Genomic DNA, 19,936 nt, shown 5'->3' with positions numbered 1-19,936 from the left:
TATTAACCTCCCTTGACCTTTAGATCTTTATTGTAACCCTTCATTCTCAGACACTTCTGTAACCTTTTCCTTCTCATCAGGAGAACGTACATCCTTTGTTAATACGACAGGCAAAGATGGAGAAGTTAATATGGATTTCAATTGTTTTCGTTTCGCTTTCGGACTTAGTACATACAACGTATCTCCGGCCTCAATCTTCGTATTTCCTCGCGGTGTAATAATCTGTTCATTACGAATAATCGCAGTAAATAAAATATCTTCTGGTAGATCTAGTTCAATGATCTCTTTTCCTGCAATATCCATAGAAGAATTCACTTCAAGGTGATTAATCTCAGATTTAGTCTTGCCAAGTGCTGTTAACTCTAATAAAGATGGGTTGGACGGCTTGATGTCGCCTGCTAATCCTAGTTTCTCTGCAAGAGGAGAGATCGTAGCTCCTTGAATCACTGCCGACGTGAGAACCACAAAGAAAACTACATCGAAAAATAAATATCCATTTTCCAAATTAGCCATTAAAGGATATGTAGCTAGAACAATAGGAACGGCTCCACGAAGTCCAGCCCAAGAGATCAGCACTTTTTCTTTCACTGATAATTGCGTGAACAGGGTACTAACGAACACACCAAGTGGTCTCGCTACAACCATAAGAATAACAGATAAAGCTAGGGCAGGCCAAATAATCTCTGGTAATCTCCCAGGGAATACTAGCAAACCAAGCAATACAAACATCATAATCTGCATCATCCAAGCAAAACCCTGATTAAAGTGTAAAATAGATCGACCATACGCCAAATCAGAATTCCCCATAACGATAGCCGTAACATAAACAGCTAACAATCCACTACCATGCAACATTGAAGTAGCACCGTAAGAAAGAACTACAAAACCGAGTGCCATAACCGGATAAAGTCCAGAAGAGTCAAAGTTTATTTTGTTTATAACATAAACCGCTAACTTCCCTATCACAATTCCTAAGATCAACCCTAATCCCATCTCCCATATAAATGAAAAGAACATGGCCAAGATCGACTGATCTGGTTCCTGAATCCATTCAATCAATGAAATGGTAAGGAATACCGCCATAGGATCATTACTTCCCGATTCAGCTTCTAATGTGGATGTAATACGTTTACGAATATTCTTTCCCCCGAGGACGGAGAATACAGCCGCAGCGTCAGTTGATCCAACAATTGCTCCAAACAAGAAGCCTTCCGCCCAATCGACACCTAGAATATATTTGGAGCATACACCAACCACAACAGTGGTGATTAGGACTCCAACGGTTGCTAGAGATAGTGCAGAACCTACAACAGGTTTAATATCATCAAACTTTGTCTGCATTCCTCCCTCAAACAAAATAACGATTAGAGCAAAAATCCCAACAATTTGTGTTATAAAAGCATTGTCATAATAAATAAAGCGACTCAGAACCATCCCAACTGCAATAAACAATACAAGTGCAGGCATACCAAGCCTTGAGGAAAACTTTGTCGTGAGTACCCCCACCAATAGAAGACCTGCTACAAGCATGATTAATGAGTTCACGAGTGTAGTAGCATCCATAACCTCACCCCTTACTTCGATTGGATCACACTACAATAAATCTATAAGCAATATAAACACATTCGTACGCTCACCAAACATGGCTTATTTTGCCACCAAGTCCAATTGTCCAAATTCAGTATTTAGTTTAAAATCCCCTTGTCAGCTCCAATGTATTCAGGCTAGAAATATTTCATAACAACTATAAAGCCCCACCCTTATTCGTGACACAAATAATTAAATTATTTATTTTTGTTATTATAGTGTTTTTTAATACAAAGTCATTTAAAATAGGATATATGTTCAGTCACATCATAAATTGTTATGTTAAATTATTATGAATACAAAACAGGGAGTTGCCAATGACAACATTTACTAAAGGCTTCGATAATTACATTACCCGCGTTGGAGATACGTTGTTTGAGGGTCAAGATGAATTTCGTTTCATATCTATTAATGTACCCAATTTACATGTGAATGAAGATCCACTACCCCATTGGCATCGTGTGGATGAATGGGAATTACATGATGCTTTCCAAACGCTTCAACAGCTTGGAAGTCGCATCACGCGTTGCTATACATTATCCATACGTAATGGTATACGTCCCGGAGATGGGATCGCACATATTTATGGACCTGGGCAATACGAAGAAGAATTATTTAAAGATCTAGATCTAGTCCTTGCTCTTGCACACCAATATCACATTCGTCTTATCATTCCATTTATAGATCAATGGGATTGGTTCGGTGGAGTGAAACATTTTGCAGCTTTTCGTGGTAAAGAAAGTCATGAATTTTATACTGATCCTCAGGTTATAGCTGATTTCAAAGACGTCATTACATATGTCATGAACCGTACGAATACCTATACAGGTATTCCATATAAAGATGATAAAGCTATACTAGCTTGGGAAACCGGCAATGAACTAGATAGTCCTGACGCTTGGATCGCTGAGATTGTAGAACATATTAAATCCCAACACCCAAGCCAGCTCATTCTTGACGGAAATTATGGCGTATCCGAAGCATCGCTTTCTCATCCAGACATTGATATTGTATCCAACCATTATTACGTCGATCGTGGTGTTGATTTCTTAGCTAGACTGTCATCAGATCGCGAGCGTAGTAAGGGTAAGAAGGCATTCATTGTGGGTGAATTCGGTCATGAAGACCCTACCGTCAACGTTAATTTACTACAGGAAACTATTAAGAATGGCTCTACTGGCGCAATGCTCTGGTCACTACGCTATCATAATAAAGATGGAGGATTCTATTTCCAAGGTGATCCTGAGGATTGTAATGCATCTCACGCTTATTTCTGGCCCGAATCACCTATACGTGCAGGTGGAGCCGCTGAAATTAAGATGAACGCGCTTCGTGAATGTGCCTATGCTATAGCAGGTAAACCAATTCCTAATGTCCCTACACCTACCGCACCAATTTTATTACCTATTTCATCGGTCACTGACATTCGCTGGAGGGGATCTGTTGGAGCTACTTCGTATTTCTTAGAGCGTTCAACAACGGAGAATGGACCTTGGGAAGTTGTCGAAGATCATATTGTAGAATACACAGTTCCTTTTATACCATATTCCGACGCTCCACCATCAGCAGGCTTATTCTATTATCGAATGAGAGCGGTTAATTTATCTGGTCAGTCTGAACCTTCCAATATCGAAACCATTCTTGTCCCTTAACATATTCCCAAAAATAAAGGTGTTCTCTGCGGTCATAAAGACCTTAGAGAACACCTTTTGTTATTGAGAAATTAACCGACCACACCTGTACGTTCCACACTCTCCACGAAATAGCGTTGTGCAAACATGTACATCACAATTAACGGTAGTATAGCTAGTAGAATCCCCGTATCCACAATCATTGCCACATGGTTAGGATCTGCCTTCACATTGGCATTACTGCCGACTCCAATTAACTTTGGAATCAATAGATTCGCTTCTGCAGGTAGAGAAGCTACCCGTAGTGGCATTAGTGCACTCTGACTCATAAATAAGGATGTAAAAAAGGTATCATTATATTGCCACACGAATGCGAATAACATAACGGTGACAAGGGGCGGAACGGCATTGGGTAACATGATTTGGAAGAATGTCTTAATCCCTCCTGCACCATCAATTAATGCAGCTTCCTCAATTTCTTTAGGTAACCCCTTGAAGAACTGTCGGAATATATAAATATATAATCCTGATTTGAGACCGTTCGCTGTCGCTGCCGTTACAATCGATGGCCAATACGTATTCAGAAGATTAACGCCTTCCTTACCTGTGAACATATGAATGATACCCATAATATCAAAGCTTCGAAAGTGTAGATACATGGGTACCATTAGAGTACTCATCGGAACGAGAATCGTTAAGATAACCAAAATAAATAATACATTACTCCCCGGAAACGAAAATCTCGCAAACCCATACCCTGCTAGTGCACATGAGGCTGTCTGCAACAATACGGTGATGATGACAAATACTAAGGTGTTCCCCAGTAGAGGGAAGTAATCCATTACCTCCAACGCCATCTTGATATTATCCATGGTGAAATGTACTGGAATCATATAAATCGTTGGATTATAAATATCTTGTTTGTCTTTGAAAGCAACTGATACTTTAGATAACAAGGGATAGATAATTACAAAGGATATTCCTATGATCAACGCGTACCGAAAAATGGACCACAACGTATCCATGAATTTATTTTTTGTCTTTTTTAGACGATATACTACCGCTTCACTTCGAAGTGGTTTGGCTGATTCCATGTGCGGTTCCCCCTCTTTCGTAAGCGTTAATCATAGTAGAATACTTTCTTGGATACCATGATCCCGATAATGACTAGAATGGCACTAACAACGAGTGTATATAGCCAAGACATTGCTGCACTTAATCCGAAATTCTGTGTCTGAAAAGCTGTGGTATAAATCGTCTGTGTAACGCTACTATCTGAGAAAGAATCAATAATTGTATAAATAATATTGGTTAATAGAAGTGGACTGACCATCGGAAATGTAATCTTCCAGAACGACTCATAGGCAGTTGCACCCTCCATCTTAGCGACCTCGTACATCGTAGTTGGGACAGATTGAAGTGCAGCAAGAAAGATCAGAATTTGTACACCTGAACGGCTAATCACCTCATAAATTCGCAGAACAGCATCCACGATATAATCCGTAAATACCATTGGAAATCCCGCTTCATCTAGTAATCTCACCATAGAGAGCACATTAAACTGAGACGATGAAGCCCCTAATTCCTGTGCTACACTTGCATCCCCAATGAGATTAATGAGACCTGAGGCTTCCGCAGCCGATATCGCTCCAGAAGCCAGAATAACAGGTAAGAAAAAGATGGCGCGTGCCAATGCTCGACCTCGAAATTTCTGGTTAAGAAGTGTTGCTGAGAAGAGACTAAAGAATAAGATCAACGGTACATTCACTGCCATATCTACTACTGATTCTGTCAAAATTCGGTTGAAGTTCGCATCTACGAAAAGCGCTTCTTTGAAATTCAGCCAACCTACAAATTTCAATTCATATCCTGTAGGAATCACGTTTAATTCATTGAAACTGAATTTAACAGATTGAATAAGGGGTGATGCGAATAAGAATATAAACCCGAGTAACCACGGTAGAATAAACACAATGCCCAGTAACGACTTTCTCTGGTTTAAAGATAGTCTCAATCTATTCATCCACGATCACCACCTATGGTATAATCCAGTGCACCTATAGATACCCCGTTTATGGTTACAGAATTATCCGTATAGTTAATGAACACAGACGTTCCACCTTCATATTTCACTTCGACAACACCATATTGATGTTGAATATGATCCACCATCTTTTGGGTTCGAAGTCCTGACATCACATCGTTCGCTTGTTTATACATGGTCACGGCCTGATCATACCAATCCTTGTAGTACGAAGCGTAGATTCCATCGAATCGTGTATATTTAAGTTCGGATGACGGCTCATATGACCACATAAAGTGAGGTGATGCACCTAGCTCAATAGCATGTAGGAGTTGTCTCTTCATATCCTGATCATCGTCTAAATTCATAGGAGTCCCAGCATAGTCCACATATCCATGAATGACCATCTGATAAAAGGGTACCGCTTCATCCGTAATATTAAACCCACTCGATGTCGTTGGAATATTGATTAACTGATCGCCATATCCCCAAGAGTAAGCATTTCCTCCAGATAACATCATATCGGGGAAATTATCCTTAATCTTATCTAATTGCTCTACAACGATATTCTTTGCCGTATCGCGATAGATGACTCGATTCTCCCGATAATCTGAATTTAGAAGGTCTCCCAGATCACGAAGTGATAACCCCATCGTATCGATAGAAGCGTAACGGTCTATGAATTGATCAACATAATGGGGAAGCTTGGCAGCCGAGAGCAGGTAATAACTTCCCAAATCGGTATCCATCCGATTAAACGAACGGTTAAATGGAGAACGTTCCGCCTGTTCTCTCGTGATGAATCTAGCCGCATCCGATGAGGGTGTAAACTGACTATCATCATGGTAGACATGCTGAAATGCCACGTCAGGATATAGAGTCCCACCTAACTGTTCTACTTTCTTAGCTAGTTTCTTTAAATCTTCTTTGCCACCCAATACATGATCAACTTTTATAGTGACGGGAAGCTTGTGATCTACACCTTTATTGAACCAGCCTAGATATCGCATTTTCAGATTCGTAATGCCATCTTTAGTCAACTGTTCGGCAATCTCTCCAGCTTCGTCAAACGTTGTCATTGAGATGATAGCGTCGTAAGGAATGCCCAGAAACGATTGTTGTTTATCTACTGCCCCTAACATATCTAAGTAGAATGGAATAGCCTCCTCCTCTTGAAGAGGGGTTAGCAACTTGTTCTGTACAAGTAAATCTTGATACAATTTGGCCATACCAGAGTAGTTAGCCTCATCTCCTGACAAGAAGCTATACCGAATGCGAATATCCCCCTGATATAAATCCTCTGACAAAAGATCAATATCTTGTATCGTTGATCCCGTATACAGCTCCAATGTGTCCTCGCCACGTACCGCAAAACTACCGTATACGTGATTGTAGTTATTTTTTTTACCGCTAATATCCGCGTTTATACTTGCGATTGCGTCGCCTTCTTCAATAACAGCGAACCAAGCTCCAGCGTCGGATTTCAAACCATAAACTGGCATGCGAGCATTTTCACTTACTTGCCCACGGCTCCTTGTATTATCGTTCTCATCTGTTCCATATACGCGTTGAGCATACTGTTCATCCTTCACTTTGCCGTTATTTAAGTAAATCAGACTACCCGTTCCATCTGGAACGAACATATACCCTTTGTCATTCGTTCCTGCTGAACCGAAGTAACTGAGCAATTCTATACTTCCGATGCGATGCGTTGCACTTTCTTTAATCTGGCTGACTGGAACAGAAACAACGAGTGAACCCTTCTCAAGACGATATTCAAGTGGGATAACGAAGTTCGGCCTAGTAGATTCATTGCCACTTGTAATCCCGTTCTCCTCATTATCCATCGCCAAATCCTCGGATGAATATCCAGCTTTTTCGAAAGCAGCAATCATTTTATTCATCACTAATTGCTTCGATATTTGCTCATCTAAGCGTTCCATAACATCGGGATCACTGTCTCTTGGATAATATCGTGCAGATACATATCTCTTGGATGAATCGTCCAATTGGCTCAATACCTTTTCTTCAAATCTTGATTTGCTAATATATTTGGGTAACACATCGATACCAAGTGACATATCCCCTAAGGTATACGTAATACGAATACCATTCTCAATACTTTCCGTTGTAAACTGTTTCTTGCTAATGCTCTGGCTAAAATTAGTGTACGTTTCTAACGTTGCGATCGCATCCCGGAATGAAATACCTATTTGTGAGGATAGCACTTCTTTCTCAAAAGGGGATGCCTTCTCATCCTCTTCTCGCCCAGGTGGATTACTATACCACACTTGCCCTTGCCGCTTATCCATGACCGCCACGATCGTAGTCTCAGGCTGAAGATACAATCCTAAGTCACTATTCTGTGCCACAAGTTCCATCCCTGGAACTCCTGAGGTCGAATCGCTTAATACAGTAAGATCTGATCCTTGAACCGACTTATTCTCTCCTTGAATATAGGTTGCAACATCGATCGCTGGAGCACCACGATTGATATACATCAGGACAATAGTGAGTATACCGAGCATTACGATGCATGCGAGTACCCTATAGAGGATCTTTCGGTTATTCACGGATGCGGCCTCCTTCATGTTCGGAAAATAATTTCTTTATATACGTTATAAACAAACTCGAATATTTGTTGAACAAGGCTGAACATCAATGTCCCAAGGAATACGATAATCCCCATCACCACAACCGTAAGTAGCATGGTCATGATCGTCTTACTTGCTGTATATTGGTGAACGGTCATCGTGCCTATGAATAGGAGATAGATAAACCAGATACTGGCCACAACGTTCAATAAGTAATAGAATGCCGTCTCCTCATTCGCCATGAAATTACTTACAAGAGTTGTTGGCAGATAGATTAGAACAAGCGGAATTAAAGCATATGCCGTAGCCATGACAATCTCTTTAAATTCCCCTTCACCTTCCATGAGCGTCGTAATAGACCAATTCGAAATGCACCAGAGGAAGAAGGGCAATACAATATACTTCAACTCATCCATACTGTTTAAATATCTTGGATCATTATAGTTCACTAGAAATCCAGAAAATTGTTTCTGAACAATCATGGTGATAATAACGAGGAGAAGGACAGTAAGTGCCACCTTCATTCTGCCCTTACCTTCATATTTGAGGTCCCAGAATCCATCAAATGGATGCACTATCAGATGAAGTGGAAACTTAATAAAGTCCTGTTTCACGTTCATTCGCCCTCCTTTGTCTCCACTTCTTAACCCCTTTAAATAGTAATAGTGCAGCTATGAGAATCATGACAACAGATAAAAAGGTACCAAAATGCTCCTTCATCACTTCCCTACGGTATCTTTTATAAGCTACAGAATAATATTTACGTTCCATTCCTGCTTTGAAATAGGATAGCGCTTCTTTATTTTTCTTCTCGATGAGTAAAGACTTTCCGATACCAATATAGGCAATATCATAGTTCGAATTTAAGGTAAGTACCCTCTTCCAGCTCTCAACCGCCTCAGTATCCTTACCATCATAATGGAGCTTTACTGCCTTATTTACACTAAGACCAAATGCGGTTGGTTCGTACACAACAACATTAGACTTCCCTCGATCCAATACCACCAGCGACTCTTTCAGAAATTCTATAGCTACAGGTGTTTTGAAGGTTCCTAGTTGTGTTCCTTTCCCTCCAAATACATATAGTAAATTTCCTTCATCATCATAAGTGAATATCCGTCCTCGAAGTGAATCCAACGCACTATACATGCCACCTTCGCGCACCTTAATATCGATGAGTTTCGATGGACCTGCGTTCCCTCCGAACATACTATAGCGAATATCCCCCTTCACATCGAAGTAACCGAAGCGCTTAAGGACATCCTCTCCTGATGGATTCAATCGCTTAATGGGTTCTTGGGAATCGGGATCGATATTGGTCGCATACACAAATCCTTTGTAATCAATATCTACATTCGAGAATTCAGTTGGGATAAATAATGCCATTTGCTGCTTCTGAGCTTTCGTAGAGAGCAACCGCCAGAAGTAATCCACAACATCTCTCTGAATCTTGTTCGTTCCAACATATCCGATGAATTTTCCTGTTTCATCAAATTGAACAATCCCTTCAAAGACGCCTTGAGAGACGACATAGACACGATCTGCCTTATCGACCGTTAACTTTAATGGAACGAATGTAAAGTTGTCTGGAAGTACATCGGATTTGGGATCTTTAATCATACGGATATACTCGCCTTCAGGAGATAAAACGACAATACGAGAATTCTCCGTATCAGCGACGTAAATATTCCCTTCTTGATTAACGAAGATCCCACCAGGATTCTTGAATCCATCTGCTTTACCTTCAACTTCGAACGAACTAATCATCCGCACTACATTCCACTGATCATCGAGACATACAATCCGATGGTTACCACTATCTAGAATGTATACAAAACCATTGTCTGTCACATACATATCGCTTGGTTCTACGAAATCACCAATACCTAAATCAGCTCCGGAGATCGAACGAGATGGTAGATAGGGTGCCGGAGAAGGAACCGCTTCTTCCCAATAGTTATAGTTATAGCTCTCATAGGGAGCAGAAGTTGCCGATGCAGTCGTCTGGGAATGGAACGTTAGTAGGGAAACAACTGCGATCATTAGAAGCCATTTTTTCGCTGTCATTAGATGTTCCCCCTCTCTAATCCTTCATGCCAGATGTGGCCATCGTCTCAAGAATACGGCTCTGTGAAAAAACAAACAGAGTAATCGGAACACTCATCAGAATAAGAGCTACCGCAGCTCCGACTCCCGCCCGAGCGACTCCACCTTGCACAATCTGATTCGCCGCATAATGGAGAGATTTCAACTGTTCACTATAGATAAATCCATTCCCATCCGAACCCCATAACATTTGGAATAATAGAATAATAAGTGTAAGCCAAGCTGGCTTCACATTAGGCATGACAATGGTCCAGAAGATACGATATTCACTTGCACCATCGATCTTCGCCGCTTCGAGCAAGGCATCCGGGATTTGTTCCATGAACTGCTTCATTAAATAAAGACCCAGTGGAAAGGCAAATGCAGGGACAATAACAGCCCAATACGTATCAATTAGCCCAATCCATGACATGATCATATAGTTAGGGATCGCTGTTACAGCAGCAGTGAACATAAGCGATAACACGACCATCTGGAATAGAAATTTACCACCCGGGAATTTATGTTTCGCTAGCGGATAAGCTGATGCTGATGCTAATAGTACATGCCCCACAATGCCCATTCCGGTAATGAATACCGTATTGAAAATATATCGAGAAAAAGGTACCCATGAATTACCTAGCAAATTAATAAGATCCGTGAAGTTACCCATCGTTGGATTACGTACAAATAATCTTGGTGGAAACAAGAAGATCTCATCTAACGGTTTGAATGCATTATTAATGGCATAAACCAAGGGTAGTATCATAAAAGCTCCCACTACACATAGCAGTAAGAACAGGGACAGGTTACCAAATAAAGAACGGTTCACCCTTTTTTTACGCAGTCGCAGGGAGAAGTTCATCCGATTATTCACCCACCTTGCGTAATAGTTTTTGTATGATCAAATTGCTTCCTACCATAATAATAAATAACACGGTCGCGATCGCTGATGCATAACCCATCTCAAAACGGATAGTTCCGAAATCTATAAGGTGCGTGACGATGGTCTCTGCTGCATAATTAACACTTGGGAACCCTGCGAGATAGATGGATACATCCGATACCGCGAAGGAAGTAGTCAATTGAATTACAGCTCCAAACATTAATTGCGGTCGCATCGATGGCAATGTGATATACCATAGCTCCTGCCACCGATTCTTCACACCGTCTACCGCACCCGCTTCGTATAATGTCCTGTCTACCGTCTGTAGCCCCGCAATAAAAGCTAGAAATCCTGTACCTAGACTTAGCCATAATTGCACAAGAATAATAATTGGCATAATATAAGCCTCAGTCTTTAACCATTGAATCGGTTCTAGCAGAATCCCCCACTTGATTAAGAACCCGTTAGCAATACCATATCGATCACCGGAAAATATCATAAGCCATATAAAGAATACGTTTCCAGAAATAGAGGGCGCATAGAACACCAATGTCATAAAGGCTCTCCATTTAGGGGACAACTCATTGATAACCCAAGCGAAAATGAAACATGCCATATAACTGATCGGGCCAGTAATCGCCGCGAATAACAGTGTGTTTTTGATCGCTATTAGAAATACATCATCTTCTAGAAATAGCCGCATGTAATTCTGCCAACCTACAAAATGCGGAAATTCTAACATATTGAAATAAGTAAAACTGATAATGATAGACATCATAACAGGTAAGATCGTAAATAAACCAAACAGTATCATGTAGGGTGCCATCAGAACATAAGAGTGTTTGTTAGCCTTTATCGCCTTTTTCTTCATTGCCCACCAGGAGTTAGGCTGGGGGACAGGCTTGCCTGTCTCAACTTCTAACGTTGTCTCTTGTATAGTAGAATGCTGCATCCTTGACCCCTCCTTTAATCTGGCAGACCGAATTCTTTGCGTTTAGTACGAATTTCATCTTGAATATATTGGGTATAATCCATAAGAGCTTCTCGAGGTTCGACTTGATTATTAACTACTTTGTAGAACGCATTAAGCAGATGGCGACCTGTAAAATAACCCCCAGGTACCTCAGGAATCCCTTGTACCCATTCAAATTGTGCCTTCAGATTCTCATAGTCAGTAACAGGCCATGGGAGTTGATCGAGGGCATTGATATTCGCTGTCGGATACCGCGCTGCCGCTCCCATCAATCCTTCCATTTCACGCCCATATTGTACCTGTGTATCTTCACTAGTCCACCACTTCATGAATTCCCATGCTGCTTCTTTATCCTCTGTTGATTTCATCATAACCACGCCATTACCACCGCTTGGAACTTCACGACTTAGTGTCCCGTCACTTTGCTCTGTTCCTGGAACAGGAACGAATCCCCACATCCCACGAATTTCAGGAGCAAATACAGACAATTGGTTATACATCGTATAGTCTGCAATTCCAATTGGCATTTGGCCCGTGCGGAATCGATTCGCGAAATCGTATTCTTTCTCAAGCTTGTAATCCGTATAGAACTCCGTCCATTGCTTGAACGCTTCTGTTCCCGTTCTTGAATCAAGATCCGATGCTTTCCCACCATCTCGATAGAATGCACCACCAGATTGCATAAGCAGAATAGCATAGATGGAATTTGGAGCAATATTCTCTCCTGGGTATGAAGGTACTAATACCAGAGGAAGTCCGAACTCCATATGATTCTTATTTAGGACAGCAAGTAAATTCTGTACATCATCCCAAGTCTGCGGAACTTCTAGACCTAACTCCTTCAACACATCTTTTCGATAAAATAACATATTGAATGTTTGCGTCTCAGGCAGTGCGTATACACCTTCATTGTATGTATAAGGAACCATCGCACTATTACGAAAACGCTTTGCTACTTCCTCATAATCGCTGAACTGAGTTAAACTCGTTGTCGCATTTCTCATGGCATAGTTCACTGGAATATCATTTGCGATCTGCATAGCTACGTCAGGTCCTTGCCCCGCTAACGTTGCAGATAACAGTGTGTTCATCTGGACAAGCTTCAGATTGACACTAATTCCACTTTCTGATGTGAAACTCTCATCGATCATCGATTTTATGGTGTTTGCCTGGTCCCTGCCGCTACCGACCCATACCGTTACTGTTCTTTGTTCCTTTTCTTTGGATACATTTCCAATCTGGTTGTAATCAATAAAGAAGGAATATAAGAACGTAAGCCACTCGTGCCACAATTTAGAGAACCATCCCATGCCATCCGTAGGCAATTTTGTTCCTTTAGACGCAATATAAATCGTATCAATCTCTAGGGGTTGTTCTCTTGCCTTCTGTAGCCATGTTCCTAGACCACCTGTATTCGCCTTATAAGCTTGTAACCTTCTTGGAATTGTGTCAGGTTCATCAATCATTTCATCCAGTTGCATGGCCATTGTCTTGAGTAGCGCTTCTTGATCACTACTCTGTCCTGATAATTCTTTCAATTGCTTCGCTACCGATTGCAGTCTCTCACTTTCCGTTTGAAATACTTCTAATAGATTAGGAATCTGCTGTTCAACTCGATAATCACGAACTTCATCTGGTTTCGTACCGGTAATCATTAATATTTTGCGATACATCGCATTCAGATTGAATAAACTATTTTCTACATCACGAATTAATGGTGCGAATTCCCCCAGACTCACTTCAAGTCTTAGGACATGCTTGCCCTTCTCCATATAGTACATATAGGGATCATCTCCACCCATCACATCGAGACGATAACCACTCTTGTATTTAAATGCGACCTTTTCCATTTCTTGAAAAGGAACTTCACCATCAATGGTTAATATGCGTGAAGAATAAATCCCCCTCACAAAATTCTGTTGTGATTTAAAGGCAATTTGATATAACCCAGTCTCAGGGATATCAGCCTCCCATTCAATCCACTGCCCTGGAATGCGCCAATTATAACCTCCGATGGTGTTCACCTTCACCTTGGAAGGACTATATGGATAGACAGCAGGACTTGATCGTTCACTGACTGGATATAAGGTTGGTGAAGATTTGGCGATCGCGTCTTCTCCTTGAATTTCAACGAGAACACCTTCTGTCTCCTGAATCTTATCTGTTTCATACTGCCTCAATAACTCTTCATAAGATAGAGATCGAGTAGCTTGAAATAACTTCAAATGTTTAACAACCATGGGCTCTCGTTGTGATAAGAAGGTTACGGTATGATCTCCCATGCTCAAATAGAATTGAAATGGGTTATCGTAATAGCCTTCAGAATCTTTGAGCACTACTTCACGCCATTCGGGGTGCTCCATCTGTTGTGGCCGGAGGTCATTTCCCTGATTATCCATTTGTACTTCTTGTAGCTCATTGTCCCAAATTCGATCAAATTGAATATAAGCTGCCTCCTCAAAGGGAAGTTTGCCATCAATAAGCAATGAACGCTCAATATTTGAGCTTTTCCCTTCCATGGGATAATAAAGGGCCGATAGATTATACAGACCTGCCTGGTCTATGTGAACATTCCATTCCACTTCGCCCTGCTCACCCGTTGAAAGTGATGTGCCCTCCATGCCTTCATATTGCTCCAACTTGTTGAACCCTTGTCCCTCAAATTTGACGTAGTTACTGGCTTCTATCACCACTTCATGATCTGGAAGTGACGTTTCCTTATATTGTTCCAAATAATCACTGTATGTTGAGATTTCATCTGTCACTAACATCGAATCACGGCTAGAGGCCCTCTCTTCTTGACTCGAGACTTCAACTAATTCTGCATCAGCCACGACCACTTGCTTGGACGCGGGAATCAGAATGGTAATAAACAGAATACCCGTCAACATAGTGGCAACCGATTTTTTTAGACGTTGATTGGTAACGATCAATGCAAGCCCCCCCATAAGCACTAAACAGCTAAATTCCCTTTTCATTCAACCCCTACTCCCATCAACAGGGCATGAACAAGCATAAACGGCCTCGCCATCCTTTAGCGGCGAAGAAGAGTTTAGCGTTGAAATATAAGCCTATTTATAAGCAGAAATACTCATAAATTCTTATATTTTGCTAACAACAAGAGTGCACCATTGCGGCACTCTTGTTGTTAGCAATATTCTCTATGCTAGGTTCTACTATTTACCGAGCTTATCAATTGAGGCTTGTGCCTGCTGTTTGTATTTCTCAGCCGTAGCAGTAACAGATGCATTATTCTTAATCACATCTTCAACCATACTGTTGAATGGGTATTCAGGATACGCCTCATCAAGTACGATAATTCCTGTACCATAAATATGTTCACGAATCATTTGGATATCTTCTTCATGACCATAAAGACTTTCTAAATAATCTTGCCCAGGATAATCTTCGAGTTGCGGAACATCTTGCATCTCTTCGAAGATTTGATATACAATTTCAGGATCTTTAACACCCTTTGGAATAAATCGAGCTGCTGCCGCCGTATTCGCGTACGTTACTTCTTTGCTTCCTTGAGGTCCATTCGGAATAGGAACAATTCCTACATCAAACGTTAAATCTGGCATTTGCCATTCGGCAGCGACGAACATCGCTACGTCTCCATCCTTAAAAGTATTCGTTTCCTCCCAGTTCGTTTTATCACCTGTTTTAATTTTCACAACATTCTCCACATTATATAACCGGTTTAAGAACTCCATAGCTTCAAGAGTCTTAGGATTAGACAGACCCTCTTTACTCGTTGCATCATCAGCAACTTTAGCACCATTCGCTGCTACGAGAATCCGCCCTACTTGAGCAGCCCATCCAGAGAAGCCATATGTGTCCATTTTTCCGTTATTATCAGTATCCTTAGTTGCTAGTTTGGAAACTTCAATAAATTTCTCCCAATTCCATTCGCCTTTGTTGTACAGTTCCTGTAAATCGGGTAATCCTAATTTTTTAAAAAGATCTCGGTTATAATGCATACCTACAGCAAGGGTAGTGGGCGTATCAAAGGCATACTCAGCACCAGCTAAACTTGGGCTTTTTACCGCTAAATGTTGATCATTATTTATATTAGATTCTGGTTTTGTAAAGTCACTTAACTGAAGCAACTGGCCCTTTAACACTGCTGGAAGTGCTGATTTATATTCCAGTAACACGATATCTGCGAAAGGTTCACCTGCAAGTACAGTCGTCGTAAATTTATCCATATATTCATCAAACGGTACGTTTACAAATTTAATTTTCATGTTGTATTTCTTCTCAAGCTCAGCAATCTTAGCTAAGCGTGCTTTGTCAGATGCAGTGGTACCCGCTGGTGTTAGATCCCACCATGCAGCCATTTTAATTATACGTCCACCTAGATCTACAGCCTTCTCTTCTGTCGGTTCTGGCTCAGTTTTCACTTCTTCCTTAGGTGCAACGACTTCATTTTTGGTAGCGTTTTCACTTTTTGGCGCATTGTTACCTGCACTACAAGCCGATAGCAATAACATGAAACATACCATCGTCATTGATAATAATTTCACTTTTTTCATTTCCCAACCTCCCACTCTAATTTCGCTCCCCTTAACATAACCTCTCCTGAATATTGGATAATCTTACATATCCAAACATGGATAATCATTCCACAAAACAACAATACCATCCAGAAATAATTATAGTCAAACGATTTTTAAATTATTTTATATTTTGTTTTGTTGCATTTATATTTGTTTTGATAATCCATGAAAATTCGACATCAAAACCCTATAATATCAACATTTATACATAAAGTAGCAACCTGAATAAATTTGATTTTGTTATTCGTAACATAACAAAAAATAGCTATATTATGATTTTTTCAACAATCATAATATAGCTATTTCTCGTACATATTTGCTATGAAATTGGAAGTTACGTACTCTTTACCATATTATAATCACGTACAATCGTATCCGCATAAATGAGCTTTTTCTCAAACGAAGATTCACGATTTATAATCCGCCAGAGCATCTGATCTACAGCTCTCATACCCAATAATTCCTTCTTCACGTTCACTGTTGCTAATATAGGCAATGTCTCATGTGTGTTATCAAATCCAGTTACAGCACATGGACCTGGAGTTTCTACCCCTACTTTCTCCAAAGACTCGATCGCAAACAACGCTGTTGTATCATTAGAACATACAAATACTTCAGGGAGTTCTCCCTTCTCGAACGCTAACGTGATACCCTTATGTTGTTCCTCTTCCGGACCAAGTAACATGGTCAATTGTTCGTTAACAATCCCATACTCTTCAAGAGCAGTCTTGTAGGCAATCCAACGTTCATAAAAGCTAGTTGCATCATTAATGTTCCCAACGAACTGATATTTCTTATAACCCTTACTGTATAATTTAGTCATAATTTCTTTCATACAAGTGAAATTATCTGTAAAAATAGTGTCGCAGTGGAATGCCTGATCCGTATGGTCCACCATAACGACAGGTATATTTAATCGATTAATATCTAATAAAATAGATGTGGAGACTGACCCAACTGTAATAATTCCTTGAATAGCTTCCGGATTAAGCAAAGAAAATAAATTATCACTACTTGGTTCCGTTAAGGTCAGAATATCTAGCCCTTTCTGATTTAACCGAGTAGATATCCCATCAAATACAGGTCCCCAGTATAATGATTCTTTGTTCTGATATCGCACATTAGGAAATAGAACGAGAATGGTCCCTTGGACTTTCTGTGTTTTATGATCATCCGTTATGTTAGCAAATCGCTTAGACTCATTCTTGAAATACCCTAACTGCCCTGCAACTTTTAGAATCATTTCTCTTGTCTGGACACTGACACCTGACTTCCCAGATAAAGATCGGGATACAGCAAATTTAGAAACACCTGCTAAGTCAGCAATTTCTTGTACCGTAACTTTTCCTCGCATACCCATCACCCTGATCTCAATTCAGAAATTTAACTCATTAAACACAGCATACATGAATGACAATAACAAAACAATCTGTTAGTTATAACAATTATTTGTTATCATATCATCTTCTTCACGGGCAACAGGAAAACAAATAATAGCCACGGTTCCAATGCCTTTTTCACTTGTAAACGTAATTGTGCCATCCATCGCTTCAATAATTCTAAAAGTCACCATTAGACCGAGACCTGTACCTTTCGTCTTATTGGAATAGTACGGTTCTCCTAATCGTATAATCTCCTCCGCATCCATACCCTGACCATTATCGTGAATATGAATTTGAATTTCTCCGTTGACTGTATAAGCCCAAATGCGAATAAACCCCTGATCACCTAAAGCTTCAATACTGTTCTTAATCATATTAATGAGAGCTTGTTTAAACTTAGATGAATTCCCACGGATAAGAAGCCCTGAAGGGATATCTATTTCTACCGTTCCCCCTTCAAAGTTCGCTAACGGTAACAGAATTCCCTCGATATGCTTAAACTCTCTAGATATATCAATTAGCGTAATCTGTTCAAGTTCAGGTTTAGCAAATGTTAAAAAGTCAGTAATAATATTTGATGCTCTCTCTAGTTCCTCAAGGGCAAGGTTAAGATACCCCTTTTCTTTGGGTTCCGATTTCTCCTCCAACAATTGCAAGAATCCCTTCGTTACTTGAAGTGGATTCCTCACCTCATGGGCTACTGAAGCTGCTAGTTCACTGATAATATCCATTTTCTCAGAGCGTTGTAACTCATTATTAAACCGTTCGAGTTGCTTAGAGTATTCAACGACACGACGATGATTTAAAGCGAACTTTCTACCTAGTAGAACGATTAATGAAATCACGAAGGCCATGATTCCCCATTTCCATAGATAGAACTCATAATTACCCTTTTGTACAAAGTACCATAACAACTCTGATATGACGATTAAAAGGAATACCACAAAGCCCGTAGTTATGATCATAGCGTCTTTATTACCCTTAATAGCATAGTATAATGCGCTAATCCCTAGCAGAAGTCCCTGAATAATTATAAATACACCTAATATGATTACGGATATGAAATAGTTGGCACTATAAAGAGCATGATCAAACAGTATATTTATAACCATAAATATCAAACAAAACATGGAGTAACACACTTGAAATTTTCTGAATTTGTTAATGACTCTACAATGGCTGACTCCAATCATATTCTCGAATATGTAAGTTAACGCAGGTAAGAAAATAAGTAATGATATATCAAATAATGTTGTATATAACTGTCCATATTCCCCATAATGAGTATATAAAAAAGGAGAGTATGTAATGATCATTGTCCCCATGGATATTAATACGATAGTTAGTGATAACCATTCGTTCAACTGCTCTCTTTTCAAAAAAAGACTACACAATAACATAACGAATGCTACAAAAATAATAGTGCTCCCAAAAATAATATCTATCAAATTCTCCTTAACGAACGACCTAAGCAGTGTTTGATAGTCTCCTACTAGTATTTCCTCTGCCATTCCGAGTCTCTCTCTCTCAGAAGATACCTTTATCAGCAGTTCCTTACCCGTATCTTGACGACTAATAGGTAGTAAAATTTGATTTACATCATACGAATAATCTCTTTTGTTTTCATAAATCAACATTTTGTCTACGTAAATTGAGATTTCCTTAGCATAAATATTATTGATTAATATGCTAGGAGTAGAGGTTCCACCAATTGCGGGTATTCTAAATTTCAGCCATACGGCATCTGATTCTGAATTACCTTTTCTTATCACTTGGTTAGCGTCGCGCCAATTCCATACATTTGAAGAATTATGATCTCTCAGAAATGTAGTTACATCTCTATTGCCCTGATCCAACATGAATTCCCATCTCGTAATTTCTGTCACATTAGCCTTATTCTCGGTTGGATCCAACGCAGATCTAGTATTCATGTAAAGAGAAGATATGATAATGATAATGATGATGAAGACAATTATGGTTATACTCATTTTTCTCAAAATCCACTTCATAGACACACCTCAAGAATAAAGATAGTAGCACTCATCATCATTCTAAAATTCGACAAACTTCGTAACTTCCCTTTATTCAAGACCCTATTAGAAATAAATAAATAATTCTTTTTTTGAAAGAAAAACTTCTAATAGGCTTCTTTAGGAATATATGTTAAAATAATCTAGTTAGTATGTTTTATCTCTATAATTCTATTAAAGTAA

General features: G+C 39.8%; 13 protein-coding genes. 1 reads left to right on the top strand and 12 read right to left on the bottom strand.

Features of this window, described 5'->3' with window-relative positions; genetic code table 11:
- Window positions 1-27: 27 nt before the first annotated feature.
- Window positions 28-1,563: a potassium/proton antiporter gene (locus AC1D7X_RS07865; protein WP_495474966.1), complete on the bottom strand. Its 1,536-nt coding sequence runs from the start codon at window positions 1,561-1,563 to the stop codon at window positions 28-30.
- A 341-nt stretch (window positions 1,564-1,904) separates the two neighbouring features.
- On the opposite strand from AC1D7X_RS07865, the gene AC1D7X_RS07860 reads away from it, so the two are divergent.
- A complete protein-coding gene (locus tag AC1D7X_RS07860; RefSeq protein WP_495474965.1) occupies window positions 1,905-3,239 on the top strand; it encodes a glycoside hydrolase 5 family protein in 1,335 nt (444 codons plus the stop codon).
- A gap of 71 nt (window positions 3,240-3,310) precedes the next feature.
- Here the strand turns inward: AC1D7X_RS07860 and AC1D7X_RS07855 are convergent, their stop codons facing one another.
- The 11 genes from AC1D7X_RS07855 to AC1D7X_RS07805 all read right to left on the bottom strand — a co-directional run bounded on the left by AC1D7X_RS07855 (window position 3,311) and on the right by AC1D7X_RS07805 (window position 19,711).
- On the bottom strand, window positions 3,311-4,312 hold the full coding sequence (locus AC1D7X_RS07855; protein WP_495455137.1) for a carbohydrate ABC transporter permease: 1,002 nt from the start codon (window positions 4,310-4,312) through the stop codon (window positions 3,311-3,313).
- Between the two features lie 26 nt (window positions 4,313-4,338).
- Window positions 4,339-5,241, bottom strand: coding sequence for a carbohydrate ABC transporter permease (locus AC1D7X_RS07850; protein ID WP_495455136.1), 903 nt, complete (start codon window positions 5,239-5,241; stop codon window positions 4,339-4,341).
- Window positions 5,238-7,814 carry a DUF5696 domain-containing protein gene (locus AC1D7X_RS07845; RefSeq protein WP_495474964.1) on the bottom strand — a complete coding sequence of 859 codons (2,577 nt, stop codon included), beginning with the start codon at window positions 7,812-7,814 and terminating at the stop codon, window positions 5,238-5,240. Before AC1D7X_RS07845 ends, AC1D7X_RS07850 begins: the two co-directional genes overlap by 4 nt.
- Window positions 7,815-7,828: 14 nt before the next feature.
- Window positions 7,829-8,455: a Yip1 family protein gene (locus tag AC1D7X_RS07840; RefSeq protein WP_495474963.1), complete on the bottom strand. Its 627-nt coding sequence runs from the start codon at window positions 8,453-8,455 to the stop codon at window positions 7,829-7,831.
- Window positions 8,430-9,902 (bottom strand): NHL repeat-containing protein, encoded by a 1,473-nt coding sequence (locus tag AC1D7X_RS07835; protein WP_495474962.1) that lies wholly within the window; start codon window positions 9,900-9,902, stop codon window positions 8,430-8,432. The genes AC1D7X_RS07840 and AC1D7X_RS07835 overlap by 26 nt, the downstream gene beginning before the upstream one ends.
- Window positions 9,903-9,918: 16 nt before the next feature.
- A complete protein-coding gene (locus AC1D7X_RS07830; RefSeq protein ID WP_495474961.1) occupies window positions 9,919-10,785 on the bottom strand; it encodes a carbohydrate ABC transporter permease in 867 nt (288 codons plus the stop codon).
- Between the two features lie 4 nt (window positions 10,786-10,789).
- Entirely contained in the window at window positions 10,790-11,677 is an 888-nt protein-coding gene (locus tag AC1D7X_RS07825) for a carbohydrate ABC transporter permease (RefSeq protein WP_495455303.1), read from the bottom strand.
- A 95-nt stretch (window positions 11,678-11,772) separates the two neighbouring features.
- Window positions 11,773-14,757: an extracellular solute-binding protein gene (locus AC1D7X_RS07820; protein WP_495474960.1), complete on the bottom strand. Its 2,985-nt coding sequence runs from the start codon at window positions 14,755-14,757 to the stop codon at window positions 11,773-11,775.
- Window positions 14,758-14,955: 198 nt separating this feature from the next.
- Complete coding sequence (locus tag AC1D7X_RS07815) at window positions 14,956-16,317, bottom strand: ABC transporter substrate-binding protein (RefSeq protein ID WP_495474959.1); 1,362 nt, start codon at window positions 16,315-16,317, stop codon at window positions 14,956-14,958.
- 358 nt (window positions 16,318-16,675) lie between these two features.
- Window positions 16,676-17,695, bottom strand: a complete 1,020-nt coding sequence (locus AC1D7X_RS07810) for a LacI family DNA-binding transcriptional regulator (RefSeq protein ID WP_495455129.1) — start codon at window positions 17,693-17,695, stop codon at window positions 16,676-16,678.
- Window positions 17,696-17,773: 78 nt separating this feature from the next.
- The gene (locus AC1D7X_RS07805) at window positions 17,774-19,711 is read right to left on the bottom strand and encodes an ATP-binding protein (protein ID WP_495474958.1); all 1,938 of its coding nucleotides are present in this window, start codon (window positions 19,709-19,711) and stop codon (window positions 17,774-17,776) included.
- Window positions 19,712-19,936 lie beyond the last annotated feature (225 nt).

It is taken from the genome of Paenibacillus sp. Y568, assembly GCF_059445545.1.
Note: the sequence above shows the minus strand (reverse complement) of the source record. Positions and strands in the feature narration are given on the sequence as shown.

Coding starts and splice junctions, on each gene's coding strand:
- AC1D7X_RS07865 (WP_495474966.1), bottom strand. CDS start 1,563: ATGGATGCTACTACACTCGTGAACTCATTAATCATGCTTGTAGCAGGT.
- AC1D7X_RS07855 (WP_495455137.1), bottom strand. CDS start 4,312: ATGGAATCAGCCAAACCACTTCGAAGTGAAGCGGTAGTATATCGTCTA.
- AC1D7X_RS07830 (WP_495474961.1), bottom strand. CDS start 10,785: ATGAACTTCTCCCTGCGACTGCGTAAAAAAAGGGTGAACCGTTCTTTA.
- AC1D7X_RS07850 (WP_495455136.1), bottom strand. CDS start 5,241: ATGAATAGATTGAGACTATCTTTAAACCAGAGAAAGTCGTTACTGGGC.
- AC1D7X_RS07805 (WP_495474958.1), bottom strand. CDS start 19,711: ATGAGTATAACCATAATTGTCTTCATCATCATTATCATTATCATATCT.
- AC1D7X_RS07810 (WP_495455129.1), bottom strand. CDS start 17,695: ATGCGAGGAAAAGTTACGGTACAAGAAATTGCTGACTTAGCAGGTGTT.
- AC1D7X_RS07825 (WP_495455303.1), bottom strand. CDS start 11,677: ATGAAGAAAAAGGCGATAAAGGCTAACAAACACTCTTATGTTCTGATG.
- AC1D7X_RS07820 (WP_495474960.1), bottom strand. CDS start 14,757: ATGAAAAGGGAATTTAGCTGTTTAGTGCTTATGGGGGGGCTTGCATTG.
- AC1D7X_RS07840 (WP_495474963.1), bottom strand. CDS start 8,455: ATGAACGTGAAACAGGACTTTATTAAGTTTCCACTTCATCTGATAGTG.
- AC1D7X_RS07835 (WP_495474962.1), bottom strand. CDS start 9,902: ATGACAGCGAAAAAATGGCTTCTAATGATCGCAGTTGTTTCCCTACTA.
- AC1D7X_RS07860 (WP_495474965.1), top strand. CDS start 1,905: ATGACAACATTTACTAAAGGCTTCGATAATTACATTACCCGCGTTGGA.
- AC1D7X_RS07815 (WP_495474959.1), bottom strand. CDS start 16,317: ATGAAAAAAGTGAAATTATTATCAATGACGATGGTATGTTTCATGTTA.